A 23,106-nucleotide genomic window follows, 5' to 3' on the forward strand; every position below is an offset into this window, starting at 1 on the left:
CAATCATGTCCGGGCGATGCCGCTGGTTGCTCTGCTAGCTGTCATTCGTCAAGCCGTGTCTGTCACTTCACGCCCTTGCAGCCAAACTAGGGCAACTTCAGCTGCGACTTGAGTCCGTATCTAAATGTAGAGTGGCGGTGCGATTCAAATCATGACTGGCTGTTCACCTGCAGCTAGCGTTGTCGCCAGTTGAGGCTCCTGTACCGTCCACAGGCTATCGTCATCGGCCAACGCCGCGAGCAACCGGCAGTAGTCAGCAAACATCGCCTCGACCTTTGCTGGCGCTAAGCAGTCGGCCGCGAGATCCCAGTGGATCAACAACACGTCTTGATGCTCAATGCTGAGATTGTCCAACGCCACCCCATGCGTGCGACTCGCGCTCTTGGCCAACCTCGTTCCGGCTGGTAGCTCCAATGGCCCTTGCGGACTGAGCCGGGTAAAAACTACCGGAAAATTCAGCTTCCGCGGTCGGTGCTTATCCGTTGCCACCTTACGCAGCGCCTGCAAGCCGCTGATTGCGCCGTGGCGTTGATCTTCAGTGAAGATCCGTTCACAACGCCGAACCCGCTCAATGAAAGTCATCGGTTCGTCGTTAAAGTCGATCCAACTCAAAGTCGTGAAGTCACCGACCAGCGCGTTGATCTCAGCGTGTACCGCAGGCCTGTGCCAGCCTGGCGCCACCAAAGTAAAAGCCTGCTTGCTGCTATGCTCGGCAATACTCCATGCATAGGCAGAAATCAGTAGCGCGTCCGCTGAAATGCCAGCCTGCGCGATGCGGTGACGTAGCGCCGGCCAGCAATCAAGGCGGTGCTCGTAGCCTAGATACCGACCCTGGGCATGCTTGTCGTTCACCACCGGCCCCTGCGGCAGCAGACGGAATTTTTCTTGCCAATACGCAGCGGCGTTTTGCGCTGCTGGCGAACGCCTGTATTGTCCAAGCGCTTTAATATAACCACCAAAATTAATTGACAACGGTGCCGGCGGACGACCGTAGTAGAGGTCCAGCAACTGGCGAATCAACAGATCCCGACTGGGAAGGTCGGCAATCAGCAGGTCCACCGCTAAATGCACCAGGCTGCGCCGCCCGTCCAGCGGGCTGACTCGCAATTCGGCGTAGGGCCAATCCCCCAGCGCTGTTACCCGACCGAGCATCTCATCGGCGATCTGAGCCACATCGACGCCTTGCTCGCTCAGTTCGAGTTGCAGTGGTGGCGCCGCTTCCATGAGCTGCTGGGTTCCGCTGGGCAGAATCCGGGCGCGCAGCATCGGATGGTGAACTACCAATTGCCGCCAAGCCTGCTCCAACCGACTGATTTCAATATCCTCTATAGCCACTGCCATATAGAGGTGCGAGCTGCTTTGCTTGGGATAAAGCGAGCGGCTAAACGCATACGCCTGCTGTTGATCAGTCAACGCAAACGGCGTTTTCGGCGGCTCGCCCGGCGCCAAAATAAAGGGCCCCGTATGCCCGGTGGTAGGAACAGGTAAAAGGTGCTCAGCGACCGCTAGTTGCCCCACCAACTCACCCGTTTTTACAGCTTGCCAGTCGACATCGTCGTCTGCCAACTTGTGCAGCAAATGGCAGTAGTCAGAAAACAGCTGGTCAATCATGCCGTCCGGATAGCAGTCGATGGCGACATCCCAGCTAAAACTCAGTGCACCACCACGCTCTCGCAGTTGATGATCGAGGTTGATCTGCGGCGTTTGTGTGACACAGTAGTGCTGTGCGTCACCAAAACTGTCCGCGCTTCCAATCACTGGGTTGTTGAGCATCGACGTAAATACCACTTCACCGCCGCTAAAATGCAGCTGTTTGCCACTGCGGCGCCGGGCTTCCCGCAACGCGGCAACACCGCTAACGCTGATATGGTCAATGTCCTCGAGCAATTGGCGCTGAACCCGCTGCGCCAATTCAGCCAGGGTTTCTTCCGCCGCGCCGGCAAAGGCAAAAAAATGGGTCGAGATGAACGGTCCAACCAAATAATCCACCGCTGGATGTATAGGGAACCGGTTATAGAATGTGGAGATCAACGAAAATGCTTTGCCCGCATTGGCCTGCCTAAGCGTTAAGCCGAACAAGGTCAGCAGCAATGCTGTACCTGAGATTTGCAAAGCATCGCTCTGCTGTTTCAATCGCAGCCAGCGGCTTGGCTCCAGCGTCGAGGCCAGTCGTCTTCGCTGACGGCCAGCTGGCCGCTGTGCCTTGGGCAAGCACAAGCCTGGCGGCATCTGCGCCAGCTTGTCAACCCAGTATTGCAAATCACGCTGGTAGCGTGGAGACTGTTTGAAAGCTTCCAGCGACAACTGGTAGTCCCGGAACGACAAGCCGTGATCTGGCAGCTGCGCAGCGGGGTCCCGATAAAGCATCAACCACTGTTGCAACAGTAAGTCCAAAGAAGTGGCGTCCACCACTAACTCGTCGATACTCAAGTGTACCCGGCTGCGCTGTTGATCCAGCAGCGAAACGCGGATCTCAAAAAGCGGCTCCTGCCCCGGTAGGTAGACGTTGTGAGACATCGACGCACGAATGGCTGCCAACGCCAACTCGCGGCCGGCCGTGTCGATTCGTCGCAAATCCCGTGCTTTGATGCGATAAGAAGCCGATTCGCGGATTTGCTGGCGACCATCATCGAGCAGCTTGACTCGCAACATTTCATGTCGGCTCATCAAGCGATTCCAAGCCTGGTTAAGCCTGTAGACTTCGAGATCCGGCCAGTCGAATTCCAAATAGATATGGCAGCCTACCCGCTCAGTCTCGGCCAGTAGCTTGCGCCCTGACAGAAAAGATTGTTGGATATCGTTGAGTGCAAAAGGCTGCCACTGATCGGTGGGTGCCGTTTGCAACTGAGGCACCGGATGATTGTCACCCTGTCCCGCTAGTGCTGCCAGATGGGTTTCCACCTCACCAAGGCTTAGATAGGGGCTCAATTGCGCTAACGATACCGATAGCTGCAATTGCTGCTCCAGTTTGGCTTTAAGACCGACTGCGGCCAGCGAGTTGAGGCCAAGGCTGGCCAGGCTACGCGATTCACCGCCTTCAAGCGCGGCTGGCTCGCATCCGAGTAGCTCAGCCAGTATTTGCCGAAAGCCTTGCGGTTGCGCCACACCTTCGCTTTTCTGACAAGCTGCAACAGCCTGCCGCGGCGGCAGCCAATGACGCACCTTGGCAAAGACATAGCCGGGCAGACGGATGCGCCGCACCTCACCGGGACGCGACAACTTGAGCCAGTCTAGCTCAACGCCTTGCCGCCAGTAACCGGCCAGCACTTGCAAATCGCAACGGGCCAAGGCTCGGTCCACCTCGTCGCCGATTCCAGCTTGCAACGGATCGATCGCCACCGTGTCCGCATCGAGCATCGTGATTGCATTCATCGGCGCACGATTGAGTGCGTCGAGCTGCTGTTGTAGCGACGCAATGCTGTCAACCACGCACGTCCAGCGGCATGCCATCGCGGTGCGACCCACTTGCAATGTATAAGCGATGTCAGCCAAGCACAGATTGGGCCGTTGGACAATATAGCGGCTTAGCCGCGCCGCCTGCTCGGCCAACTGCGCCGCATCACGTGACGACAACAGGATTAACTGAGGCCCGACGTCATCCTGTATCGTACGCTGCGGTGCAATGTACTCCTCCACGACTAAGTGGGCATTGACGCCGCCGAAGCCGTAACTATTGATACTCGCTCGCCGCGGCAACGCCACGCCGTTCGCGTCCTTTAGCGCTGGCCATGGGTGGCTGTCGGCCTGCAGCCGCAATTGGCGCGGATCCAGCGTGATCGCGGGATTCAGTTGTGTATATCCCGGAATCCCTGGTAACTGCCGCTGCGCCACAGCATCGATCACTTTGAACAACGCCGCCATGCCAAAAGCCAGTTCACAATGACCGATCACCGGCTTCAAAGTACTCACTGTCCAAGGAACATCGTGGTCGTCGTCGCTCAACTCCGCCCGGGCTGCCTGGATAGCGGCGATCTCTATTGCATCGCCGAGCAACGAGCCGACGCCGTGCGCTTCCACGTAACTGACGCTGTTCGGCTCCACGTTGGCTCTGCGATAGGCGGCAACGATTGCCGCTTTCATGCTGTCTTGATTGGGCGCGGTCAGCGAAGCCCCTCTCCCGCCGTGGCAAACGCCGCTACCCTTGAGCTTTAAATAGATGTGATCGCCATCCCGCTCAGCGTCTGCCAATGGCTTGAGCAACAGTACGCCAACGCCTTCAGAACGCACATAGCCATCGGCTCCCGCTTGGAATGAGCGCGTTTGACCATGCGCGCTGAGGAAATCCATCAACCGATACCCTACCGTTTCGTCAGGCGACAACAATAGGTTGACTGCGCCAATCAGCGCTTGCCGACACTCGCCGGCCCTGATCGCCTGCATCGCTCGATGTAACGCCACCAATGCCGATGAACAGGCCGTGTTGCAATATTCGCTCGGTCCGCATAGATCTAGGAGGTAAGAAACCCGGTTCGCATACATGCACGCAGACGAAGACGTCAGCAGGAACGGGCTATCTTTGGGGATTTCAACGACGCCGCGATATTCACTCGGTGCGGCAGCAATAAATACACCGGTGGCGCTACGGGCTAGCTGCGCCGCTGGAATGCCGGCATCTTCAAGCGCCAGCCAAGCATGTTGCAATAGCAGCCGCTGCTGGGGGTCCATTAGCGCCGCTTCCGCCGCCGACACGCCAAAAAATGAGTGATCAAAGCAATCAATATCGTCGATATAGCCGCCTAGAGAGCCTGCATTGGCGCGCCCGGCCGGCGCCTCACGTATCTGACTGACGCCGCTGCGTACCGCCGCCCAAAAATCCTCCAGTTCCCCGCCGGGGAAACAACCGCTGATGCCGATGATCGCAAAGTCATCGTGGTCTTCGATTGACGTGGATGGCGTTTTTTGCGGTGACGTGTTGGTGGGTTTGGGGTGGAGTACGTTGCTGCCACTCGATGACGGCGCCGGCCCTTCCAAACGCTCTTTTAGTGCCGCAACTATCTTGTCGATGCTGTTATGGCGGAAGAAAAATGTCGGCTCCAGCGTGAGCCCAAACATCGGTCCCAGTTGTTCACCCAGCGCGAGAAGATCAGCTGAGTCGAGTCCCAGCTCCATCAAGCTGTGGCGCGGCGACAGCCGACTGTCTTCCGGTTGACCCAAGCACCGGTTGACGCCGTGACGCACGGCGTCATCGATGGATACCGTCGGCAACGCCACCGGCGCTGTGGTCAGCTGTAGCGCTTGACGCTGGCGGCTAGCCAGATCGTAATGCACCAGCACGCCGTAACCCGAGTTGTCGTGATCAGCCGGACGATAACCTGCCACCAGCCGCTCGATCCGTGCGCCGTGAAGCTCGTGAAAACGCAGTACCGGATCGAGCAGGACGCCTCGCTCATCACGACTGTGAATATAGTCACCCAAAGGAATGGGCCGATGCTTCGGATAGTCCTTGCAGCGGGTCACACCCACCACGGTATCCACACCGTTGAGCACAGTGCAGTATTGCAGCATGAACTCCAGCAACTGATCGCCGTACCCGCTGTACTGATGAGCTGGCAAGATGTTTAGGCTTTGGATCTGGACTATGCTGCCTTCGGTATGATAAAGCTGATCAACGGTCGCGAAATTGACGCCGAAAAGACCATCGATTTTCGTGATCCGCTGTGAATAGATTACGCCAACGACCTCGCCATCGAGCTCCAGCGCTAACTGTCCAGCTGACCATTGATTCAGCCGGCGACGCAGGATCGGCTCGTCAACCCTTGCGCCTTCCGGCCAACAAGCCTTTTCCAGCCTCAACAGTGCAGGCAGGTCATCGACGGTCGCATAACGAATACGATATTCTCTGGTCTGGTAGCAACCCAGGGTCGCATCGCAGTCGGCCCGATCCCGAGGCAACTTGTGCAACATTCCTGGATTCGCAAACAACCCGGCACCAGCCAACGCCATCAAGTAGTGGGCCGCTTCAACACCGTAATGGTAAGCAAAGCGATCGGCCAGGGCGCCACCAGGGCGCCAGTGGCTTTCGCTAAGGACTACCAAATGGCTGCTCGCTAAAGCAGCCAAACAGTCAAATTGGGCTTGCAGGCCGCCCATCACACTAGCGCCATCCGCCGCCAAGCCGTTGGAGCGAATGTAAAAGCGTTGTGGCACCCGTTGCGACGGCGGCACCGGCGTAGTCCCCGGTTCTTCGAGATTTTGCTGGCCAACACCTAGCCACAGCACTCGCTCACTCGCCCCGACTCCAGCGTCTTCAAGGCGTCGTCTAAGCGCAGCCAGATCGCCCCACACGGCGTCATCCAGCATTAGCAACCGTAGTGGCAAGCTATCCAGCACCTTGCCTCGGGCAGTATGCTGGCGAATCCATTGCCACACGTCATCCAGTGAACGATTGGAACGGCGGCCGAATTCAACGATCCAGTCTGGTTGCGTAGCCAACGGCTGCTCATCGAAGATCGTGCTCAACAGCTGTTCAAGCGCTGGCAGGTCGCCGCGCCAAATTTGCCGCTCGCCCGCCTCCTTTAGCCACCGCGATGCTGCCGCCCATCGCTCCCCCTTGCCAAACAAGACATCATCGAGAGTCGAAGGTAAGCTGGCGCAGTAAGCAAGAAACGGCTCACTCAACCACTCAGACAGTCGCTGCCGCCGCGTTGGGTTGAGCGTCAGCCCCTGCTCACCGCCGCTTTGCATCCATTGTCGGGCGAGCATGAAATCAGTCAGCTGATGCACCAACTTTGGGCTGATTCGGCCGCTGTCAATATGCTGTGGTGCCACCCGTCCGGTGCTGTGATCAATCGCGTCGCTCAATGCCATCCGACGCAATAGCGCCAACGCCAACAAATCGTCGAGGCTGCGAATCAGTGCAGGGCACTGCAAATTCCAGTCCAACGCCGACAGCGACAGCCAGCACGACAGCTGCGATAAATCTTCTTTGACGGGTTCACGCTCAGGCGCTAGCCACGCAAAAAGTTCATCGATCCGGTCCGGCAGGGCTTGGGCAGCATACGCCCGATTGAGAAAAAAATACTCGTCGTCGTTTGACTGGCTCAGCCAGCCAAACGCCTTGAGGCCATCAAACGCAACCCGTAATGGGCCAACATTGACGGACGTCGTCGGAACAAATTGTTCAAATTCAAACGGTTGGCCGATCCCACGACGGGAGACCAGCCGACGACTTTCGAGACTAAGAACGATAGAAAGAAAAAACAGATGATCGGTAAAAGTGACCATCATCAAAATTTCCATAGCAAGGGTTTATTTGTTAGCGAAAACATAGCCGAAAAGCCATATTGGTTCAATGGTTTTTTGAAAGAACAACGATACGCCGTTGACACGCCCAGATAATTCAATACTTAAATAAATTGTCGTTTAGAAAAAGGTTGATCGAACTTCGATAGAAGTTTTGCTCATTTACGGTAAATAGTGTATAAGCCCGACCGCATCACACCTGACTTCGAGTCGTAAGCGCTGCGTATGCGCGGCACTGACTATGTCGGCAAAGTCAAGCGATAGCACCTGTTCCCAGCAGTGCGTGAACTCGCTCCTCATCGCCGACTACGATTTCCCGTATGTAGCACCATCGTATTCGGCAACGCTCACACTAACGCTTTACATAACATCGTTTACGGTCGCGCGGTATGAACGATCGTATCGCCACGACAACCACATCGGTATACTTCTTAGATACCCCAATACGGTTTACACGCCAATAGCGCGACACTGTGACACGCGTTGCCAACAATCGTGCGCATCGCAGAAGGCCGCCGTTTTCTTGGAAACATCGCGCGTTGCGTCAAGTGAGTGCCGAGCACGAGCTGGCGAGACACAAAGCTCAACGTGTAGGCCAGCAATGGTTTGCAGCGACGAATGTACACACGGCATGCAAATTGTGCAGGACCGCAAAATGAGTTTTGGCTAGAATATCGTTCTCTGCACCCTCCACATCCTAGGACAAATATATGCCGTACCTCTGCGAAGGACAGAAAACTTCCGTTGTTTTTATGTTTCCAGGCCAAGGTTGCCAGTTCTACCAGATGGGACGGGAGCTCTATCAAAACAATTTGGTGTTCCACCGCTGGATGAACGAACTTGATGCGCTCATTCGCGTCGAGCTCGGGCATTCACTAATTGCCGAAATTTACGATGCTAATAACGCACGTTCTAAGACGTTCGATGATCTTCGCATTAGCCATCCAGCCATCTTCATGGTGGAGTACGCACTTGGCAAAACGCTGATCGAGCAGCAGATCAAGCCTGACTACCTACTGGGCACCAGTCTCGGAGAACTGGCCGCCGCCGCCCTCGCCGATGCACTGCCATTGTCCGACGCGATTCGTTTCGTGACCCGCCAGGGCCAGCTATTTCACCGTCGTCAAACTTCGGCCACTGAAGGTGCGATGCTGGCGATTCTCTGCGATGAGTCGCTCTACCATCAAACGCCGCTACTTCATGATCATTGCGATATTGCAGCCTATAACGCTAAATCGCTGATCGTCATCGCCGGTCAATCCGCGCGGATTGCAGACGCTGAACGCTACCTCAGCAGTCAAGATATCGTGTTCCAACGCCTGCCAGTCAAACAGGCTTTCCATTCCCGCCATATCGATTTCCTTAAACCGGAGGTCGATGCGCTAGCCAGTGAACTGCGCTTACGGCGCACGCAGATCCCGGTGATCTCCTGCCACAACACCGAGACCTTGGATCAACTCACGACCGATCACTTTTGGCGGACCATCCGAGAACCGATTCACTTTTCTCAAACACTGGCGCGGATCGAGCGAGAAGCCGCCGAGCGCGGTGAGTCAATGATCTACTTGGATCTCGGCCCCAGTGGCACGCTAGCCAACCTAATCAAACAAAATATCCGTGACCGTCAGGCGCCACAGACTTTTGCTGTGCTCAGCCCGTTCGGCCGTGACCTTGAAAAGTTTGATGAAACGCTGGCGCTCGGGCGCACGCTACAACCGCTACCAGCAAGTGCGACTGCACCAGCACCACAAACGCCCCAACAAATGCAGCCATTTGCGCGGCCTGCGTCGCAGCAAGTTCAGCAACCAGCCCACGTGGCACAGCAGCCGTCGACGCGGTCAGCGACTAGCCCGAAGCGCGTCTACGTCTTTCCTGGCCAGGGATCGCAACGCGTCGGCATGGGAGCGGAACTGTTCGAGCAGTTTCCCGATCACGTTGCCCAGGCCGATGAAATCCTTGGCTATTCGCTAAGAACACTTTGTTTGGAAGACCCAGATCGCCAGCTGTCCCATACTCAATATACGCAGCCAGCGCTTTACACTGTCAGCGCCCTAGCGTTCCTAAGCAAGCAGCAACAACATCCTCGTCAACCAGATTACCTTGCCGGCCATAGCTTAGGCGAGTACTGCGCATTATTTGCCGCTGGGGCCTTCTCGTTCGAAACTGGCCTGAAACTGGTCAAGAAACGTGGCGAATTGATGGCGCGCGCCACCGGCGGGAGCATGGCCGCGGTCATCGGTCCCTCTCCAACAGAAATCAATTCGCTACTATCTCAGCATGGTTTGAATGCTCTGGATGTGGCCAACTACAACTCGCCGACCCAAGTTGTCCTTGCCGGCCCCGTTGAAGCCCTTAGCCAAGCCAAAGAGATCTTCCAGGCGTTGAAAATTACAGTTATTCCGTTGTCAGTCAGCGCTCCGTTTCATTCCCGTTATATGCAAGGCGCGATGGAGGAGTTTAGCGAATATCTGAAGCAGTTTAGCTATTCTCCGCTGCAAATACCCGTGATATCCAATATTCATGCTGCTCCCTACCGAGATAATGAACTGATTGACAACCTCACCCGACAGATCTGCGGATCCGTGCGGTGGGTTGATACCGTTCAGTATTTGATTCGCCAAGGGGAGTGCGAGTTCGAAGAACTCGGGCCAGGGAATGTGTTGACTAAATTAATCAACAGTATCCGAGCCGCGGAGACTACTGTCTAAAACAAAGCCGCTGGTTGCACACGCCGCTTTAATCGCGGCGTGTCCCTACGGTTGTCTTTTTACAGTGAGGAAAACAATAATGGCGCTGCGCAATTATTTGAACCGCGCCATCACAAGCATGGTGAATCATGTGGGCTGAAATTTACAGGGCCAGCGCACACCCAATGCCGTAAGAATTGTCTAAGCTCAGACTTAAAACATTACGCAGCTTTTTTAAGACGCCAAAATTTGTACGCTAGGTGACCATTTTTATAAGCCTTCAGGCCACTATCGTCAAAGAAGTGAAACATAGTGTCGAATGCATGATACACATCGGGCGGTAGAAGATCATGCTGCTGCTTCTTTTCACTCACCAATGCCTTGAGCACATGCTTTAGGTGACCTTGCTCGCTTTCAAAAGCCCTAGCCACTCCTTTAGAAATATCAATATGGTCCTCTACAACGAATTGGGCGTTGGCAATCATTGCCTGATGCTGCCCCAACACGTTATTGAAAAAATCAACGCCGATTTTATCCTGCTCGGACAACACATCATGATTGTCGCCCTTCATGGTATCGGCATAAAAAAACAAGCCTTCTTTTTTCAGCACCCGTCGCACTTCTTCACCAAACCTATTCATGTCTGGATAACAGTGAGACGACTCGATGTTGACTACCACGTCGAATTCTTCATCGGCAAAGGGTAAGTTCGTCGCATCACCGCCAATAAAAGACAACCCGTCTAGACGATGCACCTGATTGCAAAACTCAATATGCGCTGGGCAGAAGTCCAGCCCGGTTACTGATGCGGCGCCAGCATATCTGGCAAGATAAGAACAATTTCCTCCTCTCCCAGAACCCACTTCAAGGACCTTTTTACCACGCAAATCAGCATCGCCTAAAATGGTTCGGATTAAGTTAACCGAACATTTCTGCTCAAGGTCCTCCTCTTTGATCCAGTCAAAGTTGCTGCGATCGTCCAGATAACCGTAGTTCAGAAAAGTTAGGCGGTCATCGGGAAACATCCGAGTCATCATGTCATACCATTGGCTGATCGGCGATACGTCTTTTTCTAATGAAGCTTCCATTTTTACCTCGTTTTTGACATAACTATTGAATTCTTATCATAACCCAATGAGCAAAAACGTTCCAGCTAGATTATTTGGCTTGCGCAGCCAGTTGCTCACGGCAACAAGCGTGTGTGGCGCGCTTGGACTGCAGACGTTTGCATAGGCGCTCAATAGCCCGCCTGCTCTGTGCCGAACTTGCCCAGCAGTCCGATCTCGCCCAAGCCGACCGCCTATGTGAGTGTGGCCGATTTGTTGTGGACGGCCCAACTCACGTACAGCGTGCTCGCATGTTCTATGCGGCGCTAACGCAAAATCATTTCAAAGATACGGCGTTGGTTTGCATCATCAGCTTGCGCATACCAAAGGCCGAAACAAAGAAGTGGATATGCGCGAGATCGCATCCATGCCTGCCGAGCTGTCCCAGCCGCTTTTCGGTCAGACTGCCCGGCGGCACAACGTAGCCGTTCAGCACGACACTACGGAAGCTGTAGCGGCCATTGGCACCGGTTACGATCGAACGCCGCCGAGTTGAATACCGATTGCAACTTGTCGAATGATAAGCTGTTGCACAAATGATTGGCATACCATAACATTTGGCACCTGCCGACCGTCAACGACGACGCGTCCGTGCATCACGATGCGGGTCACTTGGCTCGGACACTGCCCCTCAAAAAAACTGGGTCATGCAGAAACATAAAAATCTGGCATGATGCAACCCTGACGAGAAGAAGGTTACGCCGTAAAGAAGAGCCAGTACACCAAGGTCAGGTTACGTTCGCGTTGCGGCAAGCGCAGTCGGGCACGCCGGTGACAGAAGTGCGCCGCAAGAGGGGCGTCAGCGATGCGATGTTCTACAACTGGCGGCAGGAGTACGGGGCCTCGGAGCATCGAAATTGCGCCGCCTGAAGCAACTTGAAGAATGTGCGATTCACAGACATCGTTTCAACTAAAATGAGGCGATGGACCGAGAGATTGCCGCGCGATTACGTTGGGTGCACATGTATCACGAGGCCGGCGTTGCCGGCCTCGTGTGTGCGCGGTGTGGCATCTCTCGACCGACACTTCGCAAATGGCTACGCCGCTATCAGCAAGCCGGCGAAGCCGGTCTCCAATCCCAAAGCCGCCGTCCACACCGAAGTCCAAACCAGAAGGTTTCTGAGAGCGATCGAGCAACGATCCTCCGACTGCGTGCCGAGCACAAAGGCGCGCGGCGGATCCAAAATGAGCTGCGATTGCATGAGCAAAGAGAACTATCCCTCGCGACCATTCACAAGATCTTGTGCCAGGCGCGTGTGACGCCATTGATTCGACCCAGGCGAGCAGCGCAGCCCAAACGTTATAGCCGTCCAGTTCCGGGCGATTGCGTCCAGATGGACACGATGAAGATCGCACGGGGCGTCTATCAGTACACCGCCGTCGACGATTGTTCTCGCTTGCGTGTACTAGCCGTCTATTCGCGCAGAAATGCACGTAATACGTTGCTTTTTCTTGATCGCGTCATCGAGGAAATGCCGTTTCCGATTCAACGTATCCAGACGGATCGGGGCAGCGAGTTCTTCGCCGAATCAGTGCAGCGGTGCCTGATGAGCGAGTGCATCAAATTCCGACCGATCCCACCACGTTCGCCACACCTCAATGGCAAGGTCGAGCGTTCGCAACTCACTGACTTGAACGAATTCTGGCCCCGTCATGGCCTGACCGAAGGCACGATCGAAGAGCAAATTGAACAGTGGCAGTTCGACTATAACTGGCGCCGCCCGCACGGATCACTCGGTGGCAAGACGCCTGTCGATTGCATAGCAGAACTGGGCGAACTGACACCCCTCTCGGAAGAGGTAGTTGGTGCCTACGACGAACTGAAAGAGCGCGTTCAACACCGCGAATGGCGGCTCGACAAGACCCTTGCTAAACATCACCGGAGCGTGTTGGAACTCGTGGCTCAGATAGGAGATACAAGTTCCAACACGTCACGAAAACGGCCCTCTAAAAAGTGAAACGATGTCTGTGAATCGCACACTTGACGCATACACCGCTTCATGATCACTGACCTACTTCCTCTCCTGCAGATGCAACTGCAGATTGAACCGTAGATCTTTTATCCCAACTCGTTCTTCTGGGCACCATCTCTCTTTTTGAAACTCTTCCGCGCTTTAAGGTATGAATTGTCGAAAGGTTTAACTTTCAAGCTATGCAAACAACTAGCAATACCGCCAATCCAAACGGAAATTGAAATCGCAATCCTCCAACAGCAAAGAGGATATTTTCGCCACCATATGCAGCGTCACCTCATATTGGCTTTTTAGGACTCTCACTTGAACCACGGACCGAATTCCTTCGGATCGTCGCTCAGCATCCCAGCCTTGCGCAGGGGCTTCGGCAAATACTTTAAAAACACGACAAACAGAATAATGAAAAGGGGAAGACCAACCAGCAGCATAGACTCATTGTCGCCAAGATGAAACGCTATTCGGCAAAGTCCTGCGACCAAAAACGACCAGCATCCAGCGCTAAACGCAGATGCCAGATAAACCATAAACCAGATCTGAAGTGTTGCATAGAGACGCCGCCAGTTCATTTCTTGTCTCCAGCATGACGTATATCGTCAATCACGGTGGCACCTTTTGAGCCTACACCGAACAGCAGAATGCCTTGTGTCGTCCCGTAAGGCGCAGCTTGGTTAATAAACGGAATCAAAGTGTTATTATTGATACGCGGCACGCTTACATTAAACATCGAATCAGGACGATTCAGGCCATCGGCAACGCCCATCTTGAGCGGAACTGGAACCTTCAGCGCCATGATCGCTGCGGCAAGGTTCAGCCCATCATATACAGTATCTCCCCACGTTGAATTTAGTTGGTTAAGTCCGTATCGCAAAGGGTTCACACCTGGCGTATTGATGCCGTTATAGCGGTTGTACAAACCCTCCGAGCCTTCAACCATATCGCTTAACCCGAAAGCTGCCATCGGAATACCCGCAGCACACCCCAGTCCACTTGCGCAAAGTCCAACACCTGTCTTCGCTGTCACACCCCCAACAACAACCTTCGTCACATCCTCTGCCACCCCCACCGGATCGCTCTTCACTGCATCACCAATCTTCTGGCCTGGCGTGTACTCGAACAGTCCCGCCTCTTTCTGTTGATTCACCCAATCGATTTCTGGTTGAAGTTGTGAAGCCTCAAGCTGGCTCACATAGCGCTTCGTGTACTCCTCGCTTCCCGGCTTGTACTCCGCCCAGCATTTCACCGCGTAGCACGCCGCTTTGACTAGCCGCTCTTGCTCCGCCTTATCGCTGTCCGCTTTTTCCGCGATCGCCCTCTTTTCCTTGTCGTTAATCTGCCGATTAAACCGCCCCTCCGTCACCGCAGCCGTCGTCGCAGTCGGTGTGTCTTGACCCGCCATCCCCGCCACCGCTGCCACCAATGAACTCACCAGGTTCGTTTGCGCTTCTTTCTGACGCTGCGTCAACCCCTGCGTCGGCCCGAGTAACGAGCCCAGCATCGAACTGGCCGCCGCCCCCATCGCGCCCGCTCCGCAATCCTGGCGGCTAGCCGCCGCGCCCGCGCACCCCACCAGCGCATGCAACGCCGCGCGCGCTTCCTCGCTTTGCAAGCCATCCGCCACGCGTTTCACTTCGCTGGCCGCCAAACCCTGCACGTAATTGACGGTCGCCGACAGGGCAAACTGCCCCGCGCCTGCCGTCACATTGCCACCCGCTGCGGCGCCCAGCGCCGACAGCGCGCGTCGATAAGTGCCACCCGGGCCCCATTGCGCCTTTAGCTGTGCCGCTTGCTGTTGCGCTTGCGCCCTGGCCTGCGCACTCAGATTCGGGTCCTGGGCCGCTTGTTGTGCTTCATCCAGTTGCGCTTGACGATGGCCCACAAACGTGCCGATTTGATGCGTCAACTGATTCGCAATCTCGAACCCCGCCTGAATCTTCTCCTTGTCGAAGATTGGCTTAAGCGCGTTATCGCCATCCTGTCCACTCCGCACTTGCTGGTTCAGCCCGGCAAGGCTTTGCGCAACGTCTCGCCCCGTCAAAGCTTTCTGTTGCGCCTCATCCGTAATGCGAATCGTACCCGCGCTGATCCCGCTCAGCGTCGTGCTGCTGGCCTTGCCCGAAGCGGCCATCACGCTCGGCGGCGCAACGCTGAATCCGCCCGGAGTCGACGGCAGCTTGCTATCCGGTACTTGCTCCGCGCCCGTCGCCGCCTGTCCAGACTGGTTCGTGCCAACCCCTTCCAGATCTTCGCCACCACCACTGCCGCCCACACTGTAACCTCCGCTCAGGCCCACGCTACTGGCGTTGTATTCGGCGTAGTTGACGATATCCTCGGTACTTAACGTGCACGTCGTCAAACTATTCGCTCCGTCATGCACCGCCTGCTGCGTACTGGCGATCGCCGCGCCCTTCAGGCTCGTGTGACCCTTGACGTTAATCTGGAAGCCACCGTCGCCCGCTTGAATGCCACTGCGCTCGGTCACGCTCGCCCAATCGCTTGCAATCTTTTGCTGGCTGAAGCTGACACTACCCGACACCCCCAAACCCGCCGTCACGCTGCCGCCGAGCGATATATCCCGGCTGCGCTCGCTACTGCGCTCTTGCAAGCTTTCGATGCTCAGATCCCCGCCCACCTCGCCGATCACTTGCCGGCCACTGAGCATCGCTCCCTTAAGCGTAGTGTCGCCGCCCGACTCCAGCACCAGTCGGTTACCCGCGCTCACGTGGGTGGGTGTCCAGTTCACGTCAGTGCCTTCGCCCCAGCCGCGTGCGCCACTGACGTTCGCTGTCACACCGGCTGCCTTGCCTTGGGAGTTTAGGTTCACCGCCACGCCTGCGCCACCGCTGAGGCTGCTGTGGGTCAGGTGCGACTCGCGAGCGTTTTGCGCGGCCAGCAGGTTGATTTTGCCGTCGGCCTTCAGTTGGACATCACCGCCACCCTGGATCTCGCTACCTTGTACAGTCAACGTGGAATCTTGGCCGGAACCGATAGCTTGAACCCTCACGTTGCCGCCAGCGGCAATGCTCGAACCCGATGCGGTGGCACGGTTGTAAGTGGCCTGGCTCCCGCTCTGCGCGCCGCCCACAGTGACTGAAATGTTAACCCCGCCACCCGATTTTGGATCCTGAGCGATGGCGTCGGCAGTGTTCTTGACGGCCAAGCCAGTCGTCACGCCCGCCAACGCTTGCATACGGGGATCGGATGTCTGTCCGACCGACCGCTCCATCTGCTGCGCGGTCTGAACCGCCGCCATCGCTGGCGCCGTCACCGCCACGGTCAAACCCGATTGCTTGAATTGAGTTTGCTGCGTACCCTGACTCTGCTCACGGGCTTCCGTAATAATGACTTCGCCCGCCTGAATATCCACATCGCCCCGCGGCGTGAGGATATGACTGCCTTCTTGCCGATAGAGCTGTTTGGCAGCTAAGGTCACGTTACCATTGGTCGAGCCCACGGTGGAAGCCGTTGCACGAGTGCCGGCCTCTTGCTGGTCAGCGCTGTGCGCCTGACTGCCAATTGTCACCGACATCGCGCCATTATGTAGTAAACCACGCCTCTTGGTCTCCTTGAAGTGGCTTTCGCTGTAGGTCTGCGTCGCAGCCTGGATAGTCAGGTCGTTTTGCGCCTCAATAAACGTGCCCTTATCTGACACGACGTTGCTGCCGGTCAAGGTCACGTTGCGGCCTTGCACCGCCACCGTGTGGCCGCTGAAGATGCTGGCCTGCGCAGTCGTGTCCACCAGGCTGTCGCGAGTGGTGGTTTGACTGGAGCCGAACAGATTACGACTTTTATACTGCCGGCCTTCGCTCCAGTGACGACTTGTTTGCCCGCCCACGATGTTGACATCCCCATCAGCCAGCGCCACCAATGTGCCTTGGTCGCTGTTGACGCGGGCCGCACGGGCATTCAGGTCGCCGCCAGCCTGCATGCGTACGTCACCCCGCGCATGCACGGTGGTCCCGACCTCTTGCTCAATGCCTTGCTTGAGGTAGTTGCTGGCGTCGATGACGTTGCGTTCTTGTTCCGCGACTTTGACCGTGACCAGACTCAGATTACGGCCGGCGATTAGGGCGGTCTGGCCGTTCTGCCCATTGTTGGCGATCTGCGCGGCAATTAGATTGACGTCGCGCCCGGCGCTGGCCGCTAGGGGGCCGCCAAGGGGGTAGTTAACGCTCAGACCGGCTATACGGTCCAGATGGGTACGGCTAAAGTCACTCTGGCCAGCTTGCTTGGCATCGCTGCGGGTTGTGGTGACCATATTCAGGTCGCGGCCAGCCTGAACGAATAAGGCTTGGTCAGCGTCAATGCTGCCACCGATTATGTCAATGTCGCCAAGCGCCTGAGCAGATACTGTCTTGCCAGTGATCCGGCCGCCAACGTTACGCAAATTTTCGGCATTCAGCTGCACGGCAGTGTGTCCCGCGAGGGTGCCTGTGTTGACGAGCTCGTCCTTGAGTCGCATGTCGATCGATTCCGCGGCGAGCAGTGTGCCGTTACCGTCAAGGTCACCCGGCTTGACTCGGGCGTAGACTTGCGGCACTAGCGCGCGAGTGACAGTACCATCGGGTAGGTGCACGTCCTGCTCAACCAGCCAGACGATATCGCGAGTCAACTGCGCCATTTGCTGCGCGCTCAGCGCCACGCCAGGACGCAGGTTCCATGCTTTCGCATAAGCGCTGCCGGCCTCGAGCAACGCTTGATATTGCGCCTCATCGCTGGCATAGCCTTTCAAAAAACGCCGACCTGTCAGTTGCGCGACTTGCTCACGCACCAGCATTTGTTCGTAAAATCCGTCGCCCAGGCGCTTGTGTGTGGCGGCCGGATTCTGCTTTCCTTGTGACAGTAGGGTAGCAGCGCTTTGCCAGGTGCGATAGTCAGTAAAGCGCGGATCGGTCTCGATCAGATAGCTGCCATTGTTGGGCTGAACACGAAATAAGCTGTTAGCCGGTACCTGGGCGCTCGGCTGGACAGTACGGATAACCATAGGGACATCGCCGTGCGTATCAAGCCCACCTTGCTCATTTTGGCCGCTCGTTGGTTCTTGACCGCTTATCACCGGATTCTGACCCGCTATCACCGGCCCCTGACCGCTTATCGCCGGATCCGGACCGCTTATCGCGACATCGATCTGGCCCAGTTCAGGAGCGCGCACACTGGGCACGGCCGACACTTCGACAATCGCGCTTGCTTTCAGCGCGTCATCTGCCTGGCTAAGCTGTTGCTGTTCGATCGCATAGCCACGCACGCCGCTGGCGGTATGCTGCTCGACCTTGGAGACGGGCAGCTCAATCGTGTGCACGATGTCGGCTGGCGTGTAAGCAATCCGTGCCTCCCAGTGGCGGTCATGCCGGCGTTTCAAGCCGCCACGCCATTCATTCCAAGTGTACTGGCTAGTGCCTACCTCGCGGGTGATATGCTGGCCAAACACAGCCTCATTTTTCAGGTTACCCAAATCGCCCTGTAAAGTGCCGCCGACGAAAATATGGCTTTTGTCATTGGTGAAGTTTTCACCGTGCAGCACAATATTACCGCCCGAGCGAATGAGCGCCGGTGCGCTTTGTGTAACCCGGGTCTCGTATTCGGTGCGCGTTATATCGTACTGAGTCCAATTGCTGATTTCGGCGCCCGTGCCGTTGTGAAAATAACAGCCGGATTTGTGCCCTCCCGCCCAATGATAGTCGTTGATATCGTGTTTATTGGGATCACCGGCTGGCTGGAGCGCTATGCTCTGGGTGGGCCCGCTAACCTGCACCAGTTCAGTGGCAAAGTGTGCGTTGCGATTGAGCAGATGCTGGGTATTGAAACTTAGGCCGCCCAGCGATTCAATCGTGGCGCTGTCGTTGAGTACGTGAGCGGCACGATCCACGGCCTGGCCCTGCTCATTCAGCGCGCCGGCAATGTTTAGCGCCGTACTATCATGGCCAGCACTAAAGATCAGCGCCTGCTCGTGGTTGTTGACGACGTTTGCACCGATATCCAGCTGTGTCCTCGCAGCAATGACTGCGGCCCGGCCATGCTCCTGTCGATTGTCAATGGTGTTGGCCTGCAACGCAAGGTGATCACCGTAGAGACGCCCCGTGCCAACATTGTCTACGGCATCGGCCTCAACACGCGTCTGCACGCCATCGATTAGGCCACGGTTAGACAGCTTGCCATCGGTGGCCACCCACACGCGGTTCCCGTTGATTCGGCCACCGACGGTGTTGTCGATCTGCGCGCCGTGTACTTCGAGTTCGCCTGCTTGAAGAACACCGCGGTTGGTCAGTTGTCCCTCCGTGCGGACGACGGCATGGCCGTTGGCCATCACTTCGTTCTCGTTGTCAAAGTCCTGCTGCAACGCCAAGTTTAAATCGCCGTCGGACAGCAAACGGCCCGCTCCGCTCAGCCTGTTTGCATCGATATCCAGCCGTGTCCGTGCGGCGATGACTGCAGCTTGGCCGTCCTCCTGTCGATTGTCAACGGTGTTGGCTTGCAGCGTAAGGTGATCACCGTAGAGGCGCCCCGTGCCGATATTGTCCACCGCGCCGGCCTCGATGCGCGTCTGCGCGCCATCGATTAGACCATGGTTAGATAACTTGCCATCGGTGGCCACCCCCACGCGGTTGCCATTGATCCGGCCACCGACGGTGTTGTCGATCTGCGCGCCCCGTACTTCAAGCTCGTCTGCCTCGAAAGTACCGCGGTTAACCAGCCGGCCCGGGATGCGAATGACGGCATGGCCGTTGGCAGTCACTTCGTTCTCGTTGTCAAAGTCCTGCTGCAACGCTAAGTTCAGATTGCCCTTAGACAGTAAATGGCCTGCTCCGCGCAGACTCTCAGCCTCGACACGGAGGTCAGTGCCGGACAATAGCGTGCCAGCCGGGTTATACACATGATCGGCAAAAACCTGAATGCTACCGGCCGAGGAGACGTTGCTCTGCGTGTTGTCCAGCACGCTATCAGTGCCCGCGCCGGTGATCTCCACGCGGCGATTGGCGGTGATGGTCCCGGCATGGTTGTCGATATGCTTGGCCGTCAACGCAACGGCGTCGCCTCGCAAACCTAACGGCGTACCCGGGTCCGTGCTACGGGTGTCACGGTTATAAATCCGCTTAGCGTTCAGCGATAACTCGCCACTCGCGGCTATCAGGCCACCATCGTTATCAGTGACATCAGCCACGCCCATCTGCAGCGCCTGTCCAGCCTGTATCACGCCACCCCTATTGCGCAGACTGTCAGCCTTGAGCCCGACTTCGGCGCTGCCGCCAAACTGGCCTTGAGTATTGTTCAACGCACCAACGTGCGCGGTGAGTTGGCCTTGACTATGCACCACGCCGGCGCGATTGTGCAGTTCGCCACTATTTAAGTCCAACTCCCCGCCGCTAAAGATGCCGCCCGTTTTGCCGGAATCAATGTTACGCACTGTTTGACCGTGTGTTTGCACGCGCATCGCGCCGGCCGATTGCAGTAACCCGCCGGTGTTATCCAGTACACCACTGTTGACGTCGAAGCGACCGGCAGTGCTCATCAGTGTGCCGCCAGTGTTATTCAGTGTCGCTTGCCGAGTATCAAGTTTGACCTGGCTGCCCCGGATCGCGCCGTCGGTATTGTCCAAGCCTGTGCTGTCCAACGTCAGCTCACCGGCGGCTTGGATCGTGCCGCCCGCATTATGGATGTGGCCTTGACTGTCCACCTTCAGGTGGCCTTCGGTTGCGTTTAATAAACCGTCTTTGCGATTATCCAGCGTGGTGGACTCGACGCGTAGTCCGTGAACACCAATCAGCTTCCCCCGGCGATTGTCCACTGTAGGCGCGGTTACCTTCAAATCACCATCGGCGGCGAGCGTACCTTGCGCACGGTTGTCGAGCGTGCCGTCAACGCTCACGTCCAAGTTGGATTGACCCTTGGTTCTGATCATGCCACCCTGGTTACGTAAATCACGCGCCTTCACCATCGTGTTGCCCGCGGTAACAAGCTGGCCATTGATATTGTTGAGTTGATCAGCGATGTCAACCTGCGTGTCGTGTGTGCCGGCCGCGCTAATCCTACCTCGTTCGTTGGTCAGCTGTTGCGCCTGCAACGTCAACGCGCCATTACCGCGAATGGCGCCGTGGGTGTTGTCCAACACGTCGCGCACCTTCAACTCGAGCATGCCGGCGCCACTGCTGCGCAGCACGCCTTCGGCGGTAATCAGCGTGTCTGTGTCAACATGAATCTGCTTGGCTTGAGTCAAGCCGCCGCGCAAGTCAGCCCTATGACTTGTCAGGGTCAAAACGCCATCGCTTGTCAGCGTGCCACCGACGCCTTCAAACTGTGGCACCTCGATCTGCAAACGGCCACCGCCAGCGTGCTGCACGCGACCTTGTGCGTTCTTGAGCGTGCTGGCACGGATATGCAGCGCACCGTCGCTGACAATCTGCCCGCCTCGGCTATTATCAAGCTCATCCATCACCTCCAGACGATTATCGCCGCCGGCTACCACCAGCTGACCCGCGCGGTTATCGAACGATTGGGCGTTCAGCGTTAGCGGCCCGGCTAGTTGCATCTGCCCCTTCTCGTTTTGCAGTGCGCCGAGTTGGAGTTGATGGCTGCCTGTTACGTATAGTTCACCCAGACGGTTGACCAGATCGCCGTCCTTTACGTTTAAATCGCGCACGCCTAAATGCCCGCCCTCATTGTCCAGGCCCGCGCGGGCGGTCAGATCAATGGCACTTTTGGCCATGATGCGGCCGCCGTCGTTATCCAGTATGTGGGTAACGTTGAGCGCACCCGCCGCGAGCGGCGCGGCGTCGCTGTCACCCGAGATGTTTATGCCCGACGTGCCGTCATGCCCGGGCATCGTGGCGGCATCGGCATCCGCCCCAGCCTGTCCGATGCGGCCGTCCTCCCGGTTACGAACCTGCACGGCATGTACAACCAGGTCCTGGGCGCCGGTTTGCTCAATGGTGCCACCTCGGTTTGTAACGGAATCCGCGTTTACTTCCAGGCGCATAGCATTCAAGGTGCCGCCCCGGTTGTCCAGATCTTTTGGGGTGTAGAGCACGAGTTCGCGTCCAGCGCTGATCGTACCGCTGTTGGCCACGCCACCGCCGACGTCCAAACGCGTATTGGTCCTAGCCTGCAGGGCGCCGCTGTTTTCCAAGCGGCCGTCGGCGGTCACCACCAGTTCGCCGGCTGATGCGCCGATTTGGCCAGCGTTGCGCATACCCACGCCGTGCTCGGTACCGAGCAGGACGATTTTCTGCGCGTACATGCCGCCGAGTTGGCTCACGTCCAGAGCGAAAGCCGGCACATTGCTGTCTGTGGTAATTGGATCCACCACGCTCTGGCTGGCACTGACCTGATTGACGCCGGTTGTCACGCGTAGCTGCTGAGCCCAGAGGCCAGCATTGATCTGGACGGAGCGCGCGATAATGTCGGTATAATCGGCGCGGCTCGCATCGAGCCCGCCGCCGGCAATGGTAACGGCGCCTTGCTGCACGCGGTAGCCGTCGAGGTTGCCGCCATTCATGATCGGGGCGCCGGTGGTCAGCGTGACGCGATTGGCATTGATGAAGCCACAGCCGTCGCAACTGATCCCCGCCGGATTGGCAACCACGACTTGCGCACGCTCGCCGGCCACTTCCATGTAGCCGCGCAACTGGCTTGGATGACTGGCGTTGATCTCATTGAGAATCACACGTGCGGTGCCGTTGACTAGCCACGGATTACCTTGCACCCAGCCGCCGAGCTGCGTCTGCGCGTGGGTACTAGCATTGTTGAGAATCACGCCCCGATGGTCGACGTCAAATTGCCTATAGGTATTGCGCGACACACCGCTTGCGCTGGGGGCTTGAATGTTGATCAATGGCACGCCATTGGCGGCGTTTAGCACGGTTGGCTGCTGGTCGCGAGGCGCGCCAGGATCAGCCACGATCTGCGCTTGTGCAAGATCAACGACCATTCCGAGCGACACCAGAATCGAAAAATCCAGTACCCGCATCGTCGCCAGCAGGCTGCACGCCGAGCGGGCGGCCCGAACGCCGCGCTGCTTGCTTTGACTGGCGACATGCTCCGCCACGGCCATCTGTAAACCGCGAGCCCGATTGAAGATGACTCGATATAAATGTGAATTCATGACGG

At 56.9% G+C, this 23,106-nt stretch carries 6 protein-coding genes and 2 pseudogenes; 3 read left to right on the forward strand and 5 right to left on the reverse strand.

Features of this window, described 5'->3' with window-relative positions; translation table 11 throughout:
• Positions 1–144 precede the first annotated feature (144 nt).
• Complete coding sequence (locus KQH55_RS07145) at positions 145–7,227, reverse strand: beta-ketoacyl synthase N-terminal-like domain-containing protein (RefSeq protein WP_235090493.1); 7,083 nt, start codon at positions 7,225–7,227, stop codon at positions 145–147.
• 725 nt (positions 7,228–7,952) lie between these two features.
• Between KQH55_RS07145 and fabD the strand changes: the two genes are divergently transcribed.
• The gene (gene fabD / locus KQH55_RS07150) at positions 7,953–9,950 is read left to right on the forward strand and encodes an ACP S-malonyltransferase (protein WP_235090494.1); all 1,998 of its coding nucleotides are present in this window, start codon (positions 7,953–7,955) and stop codon (positions 9,948–9,950) included.
• Positions 9,951–10,150: 200 nt separating this feature from the next.
• Here the strand turns inward: fabD and KQH55_RS07155 are convergent, their stop codons facing one another.
• On the reverse strand, positions 10,151–11,017 hold the full coding sequence (locus tag KQH55_RS07155) for a class I SAM-dependent methyltransferase (protein WP_235090495.1): 867 nt from the start codon (positions 11,015–11,017) through the stop codon (positions 10,151–10,153).
• 313 nt (positions 11,018–11,330) lie between these two features.
• A pseudogene (locus KQH55_RS07160) lies at positions 11,331–11,589 on the reverse strand (catechol 1,2-dioxygenase); the annotation flags it as partial.
• 149 nt (positions 11,590–11,738) lie between these two features.
• Here KQH55_RS07160 and KQH55_RS07165 point away from each other — a divergent pair.
• Positions 11,739–11,919 (forward strand): annotated as a pseudogene (locus KQH55_RS07165) (transposase); the annotation flags it as partial.
• 39 nt (positions 11,920–11,958) lie between these two features.
• A complete protein-coding gene (locus KQH55_RS07170) occupies positions 11,959–12,993 on the forward strand; it encodes an IS481 family transposase (RefSeq protein ID WP_235090474.1) in 1,035 nt (344 codons plus the stop codon).
• Between the two features lie 314 nt (positions 12,994–13,307).
• On the opposite strand, the gene KQH55_RS07175 is transcribed toward KQH55_RS07170, so the two are convergent.
• Both KQH55_RS07175 and KQH55_RS07180 read right to left on the reverse strand, forming a co-directional pair.
• A complete protein-coding gene (locus KQH55_RS07175) occupies positions 13,308–13,574 on the reverse strand; it encodes a hypothetical protein (RefSeq protein ID WP_235090496.1) in 267 nt (88 codons plus the stop codon).
• Positions 13,571–23,101, reverse strand: coding sequence for a hemagglutinin repeat-containing protein (locus tag KQH55_RS07180; protein ID WP_235090497.1), 9,531 nt, complete (start codon positions 23,099–23,101; stop codon positions 13,571–13,573). The genes KQH55_RS07175 and KQH55_RS07180 overlap by 4 nt, the downstream gene beginning before the upstream one ends.
• Positions 23,102–23,106: the final 5 nt, after the last annotated feature.

This window comes from Mycetohabitans sp. B3 (assembly GCF_021498065.1).
Lineage (GTDB): Bacteria > Pseudomonadota > Gammaproteobacteria > Burkholderiales > Burkholderiaceae > Mycetohabitans.

Coding starts and splice junctions, on each gene's coding strand:
- KQH55_RS07145 (WP_235090493.1), bottom strand. CDS start 7,227: ATGATGGTCACTTTTACCGATCATCTGTTTTTTCTTTCTATCGTTCTT.
- fabD (WP_235090494.1), top strand. CDS start 7,953: ATGCCGTACCTCTGCGAAGGACAGAAAACTTCCGTTGTTTTTATGTTT.
- KQH55_RS07155 (WP_235090495.1), bottom strand. CDS start 11,017: ATGGAAGCTTCATTAGAAAAAGACGTATCGCCGATCAGCCAATGGTAT.
- KQH55_RS07170 (WP_235090474.1), top strand. CDS start 11,959: ATGGACCGAGAGATTGCCGCGCGATTACGTTGGGTGCACATGTATCAC.
- KQH55_RS07175 (WP_235090496.1), bottom strand. CDS start 13,574: ATGAACTGGCGGCGTCTCTATGCAACACTTCAGATCTGGTTTATGGTT.
- KQH55_RS07180 (WP_235090497.1), bottom strand. CDS start 23,101: ATGAATTCACATTTATATCGAGTCATCTTCAATCGGGCTCGCGGTTTA.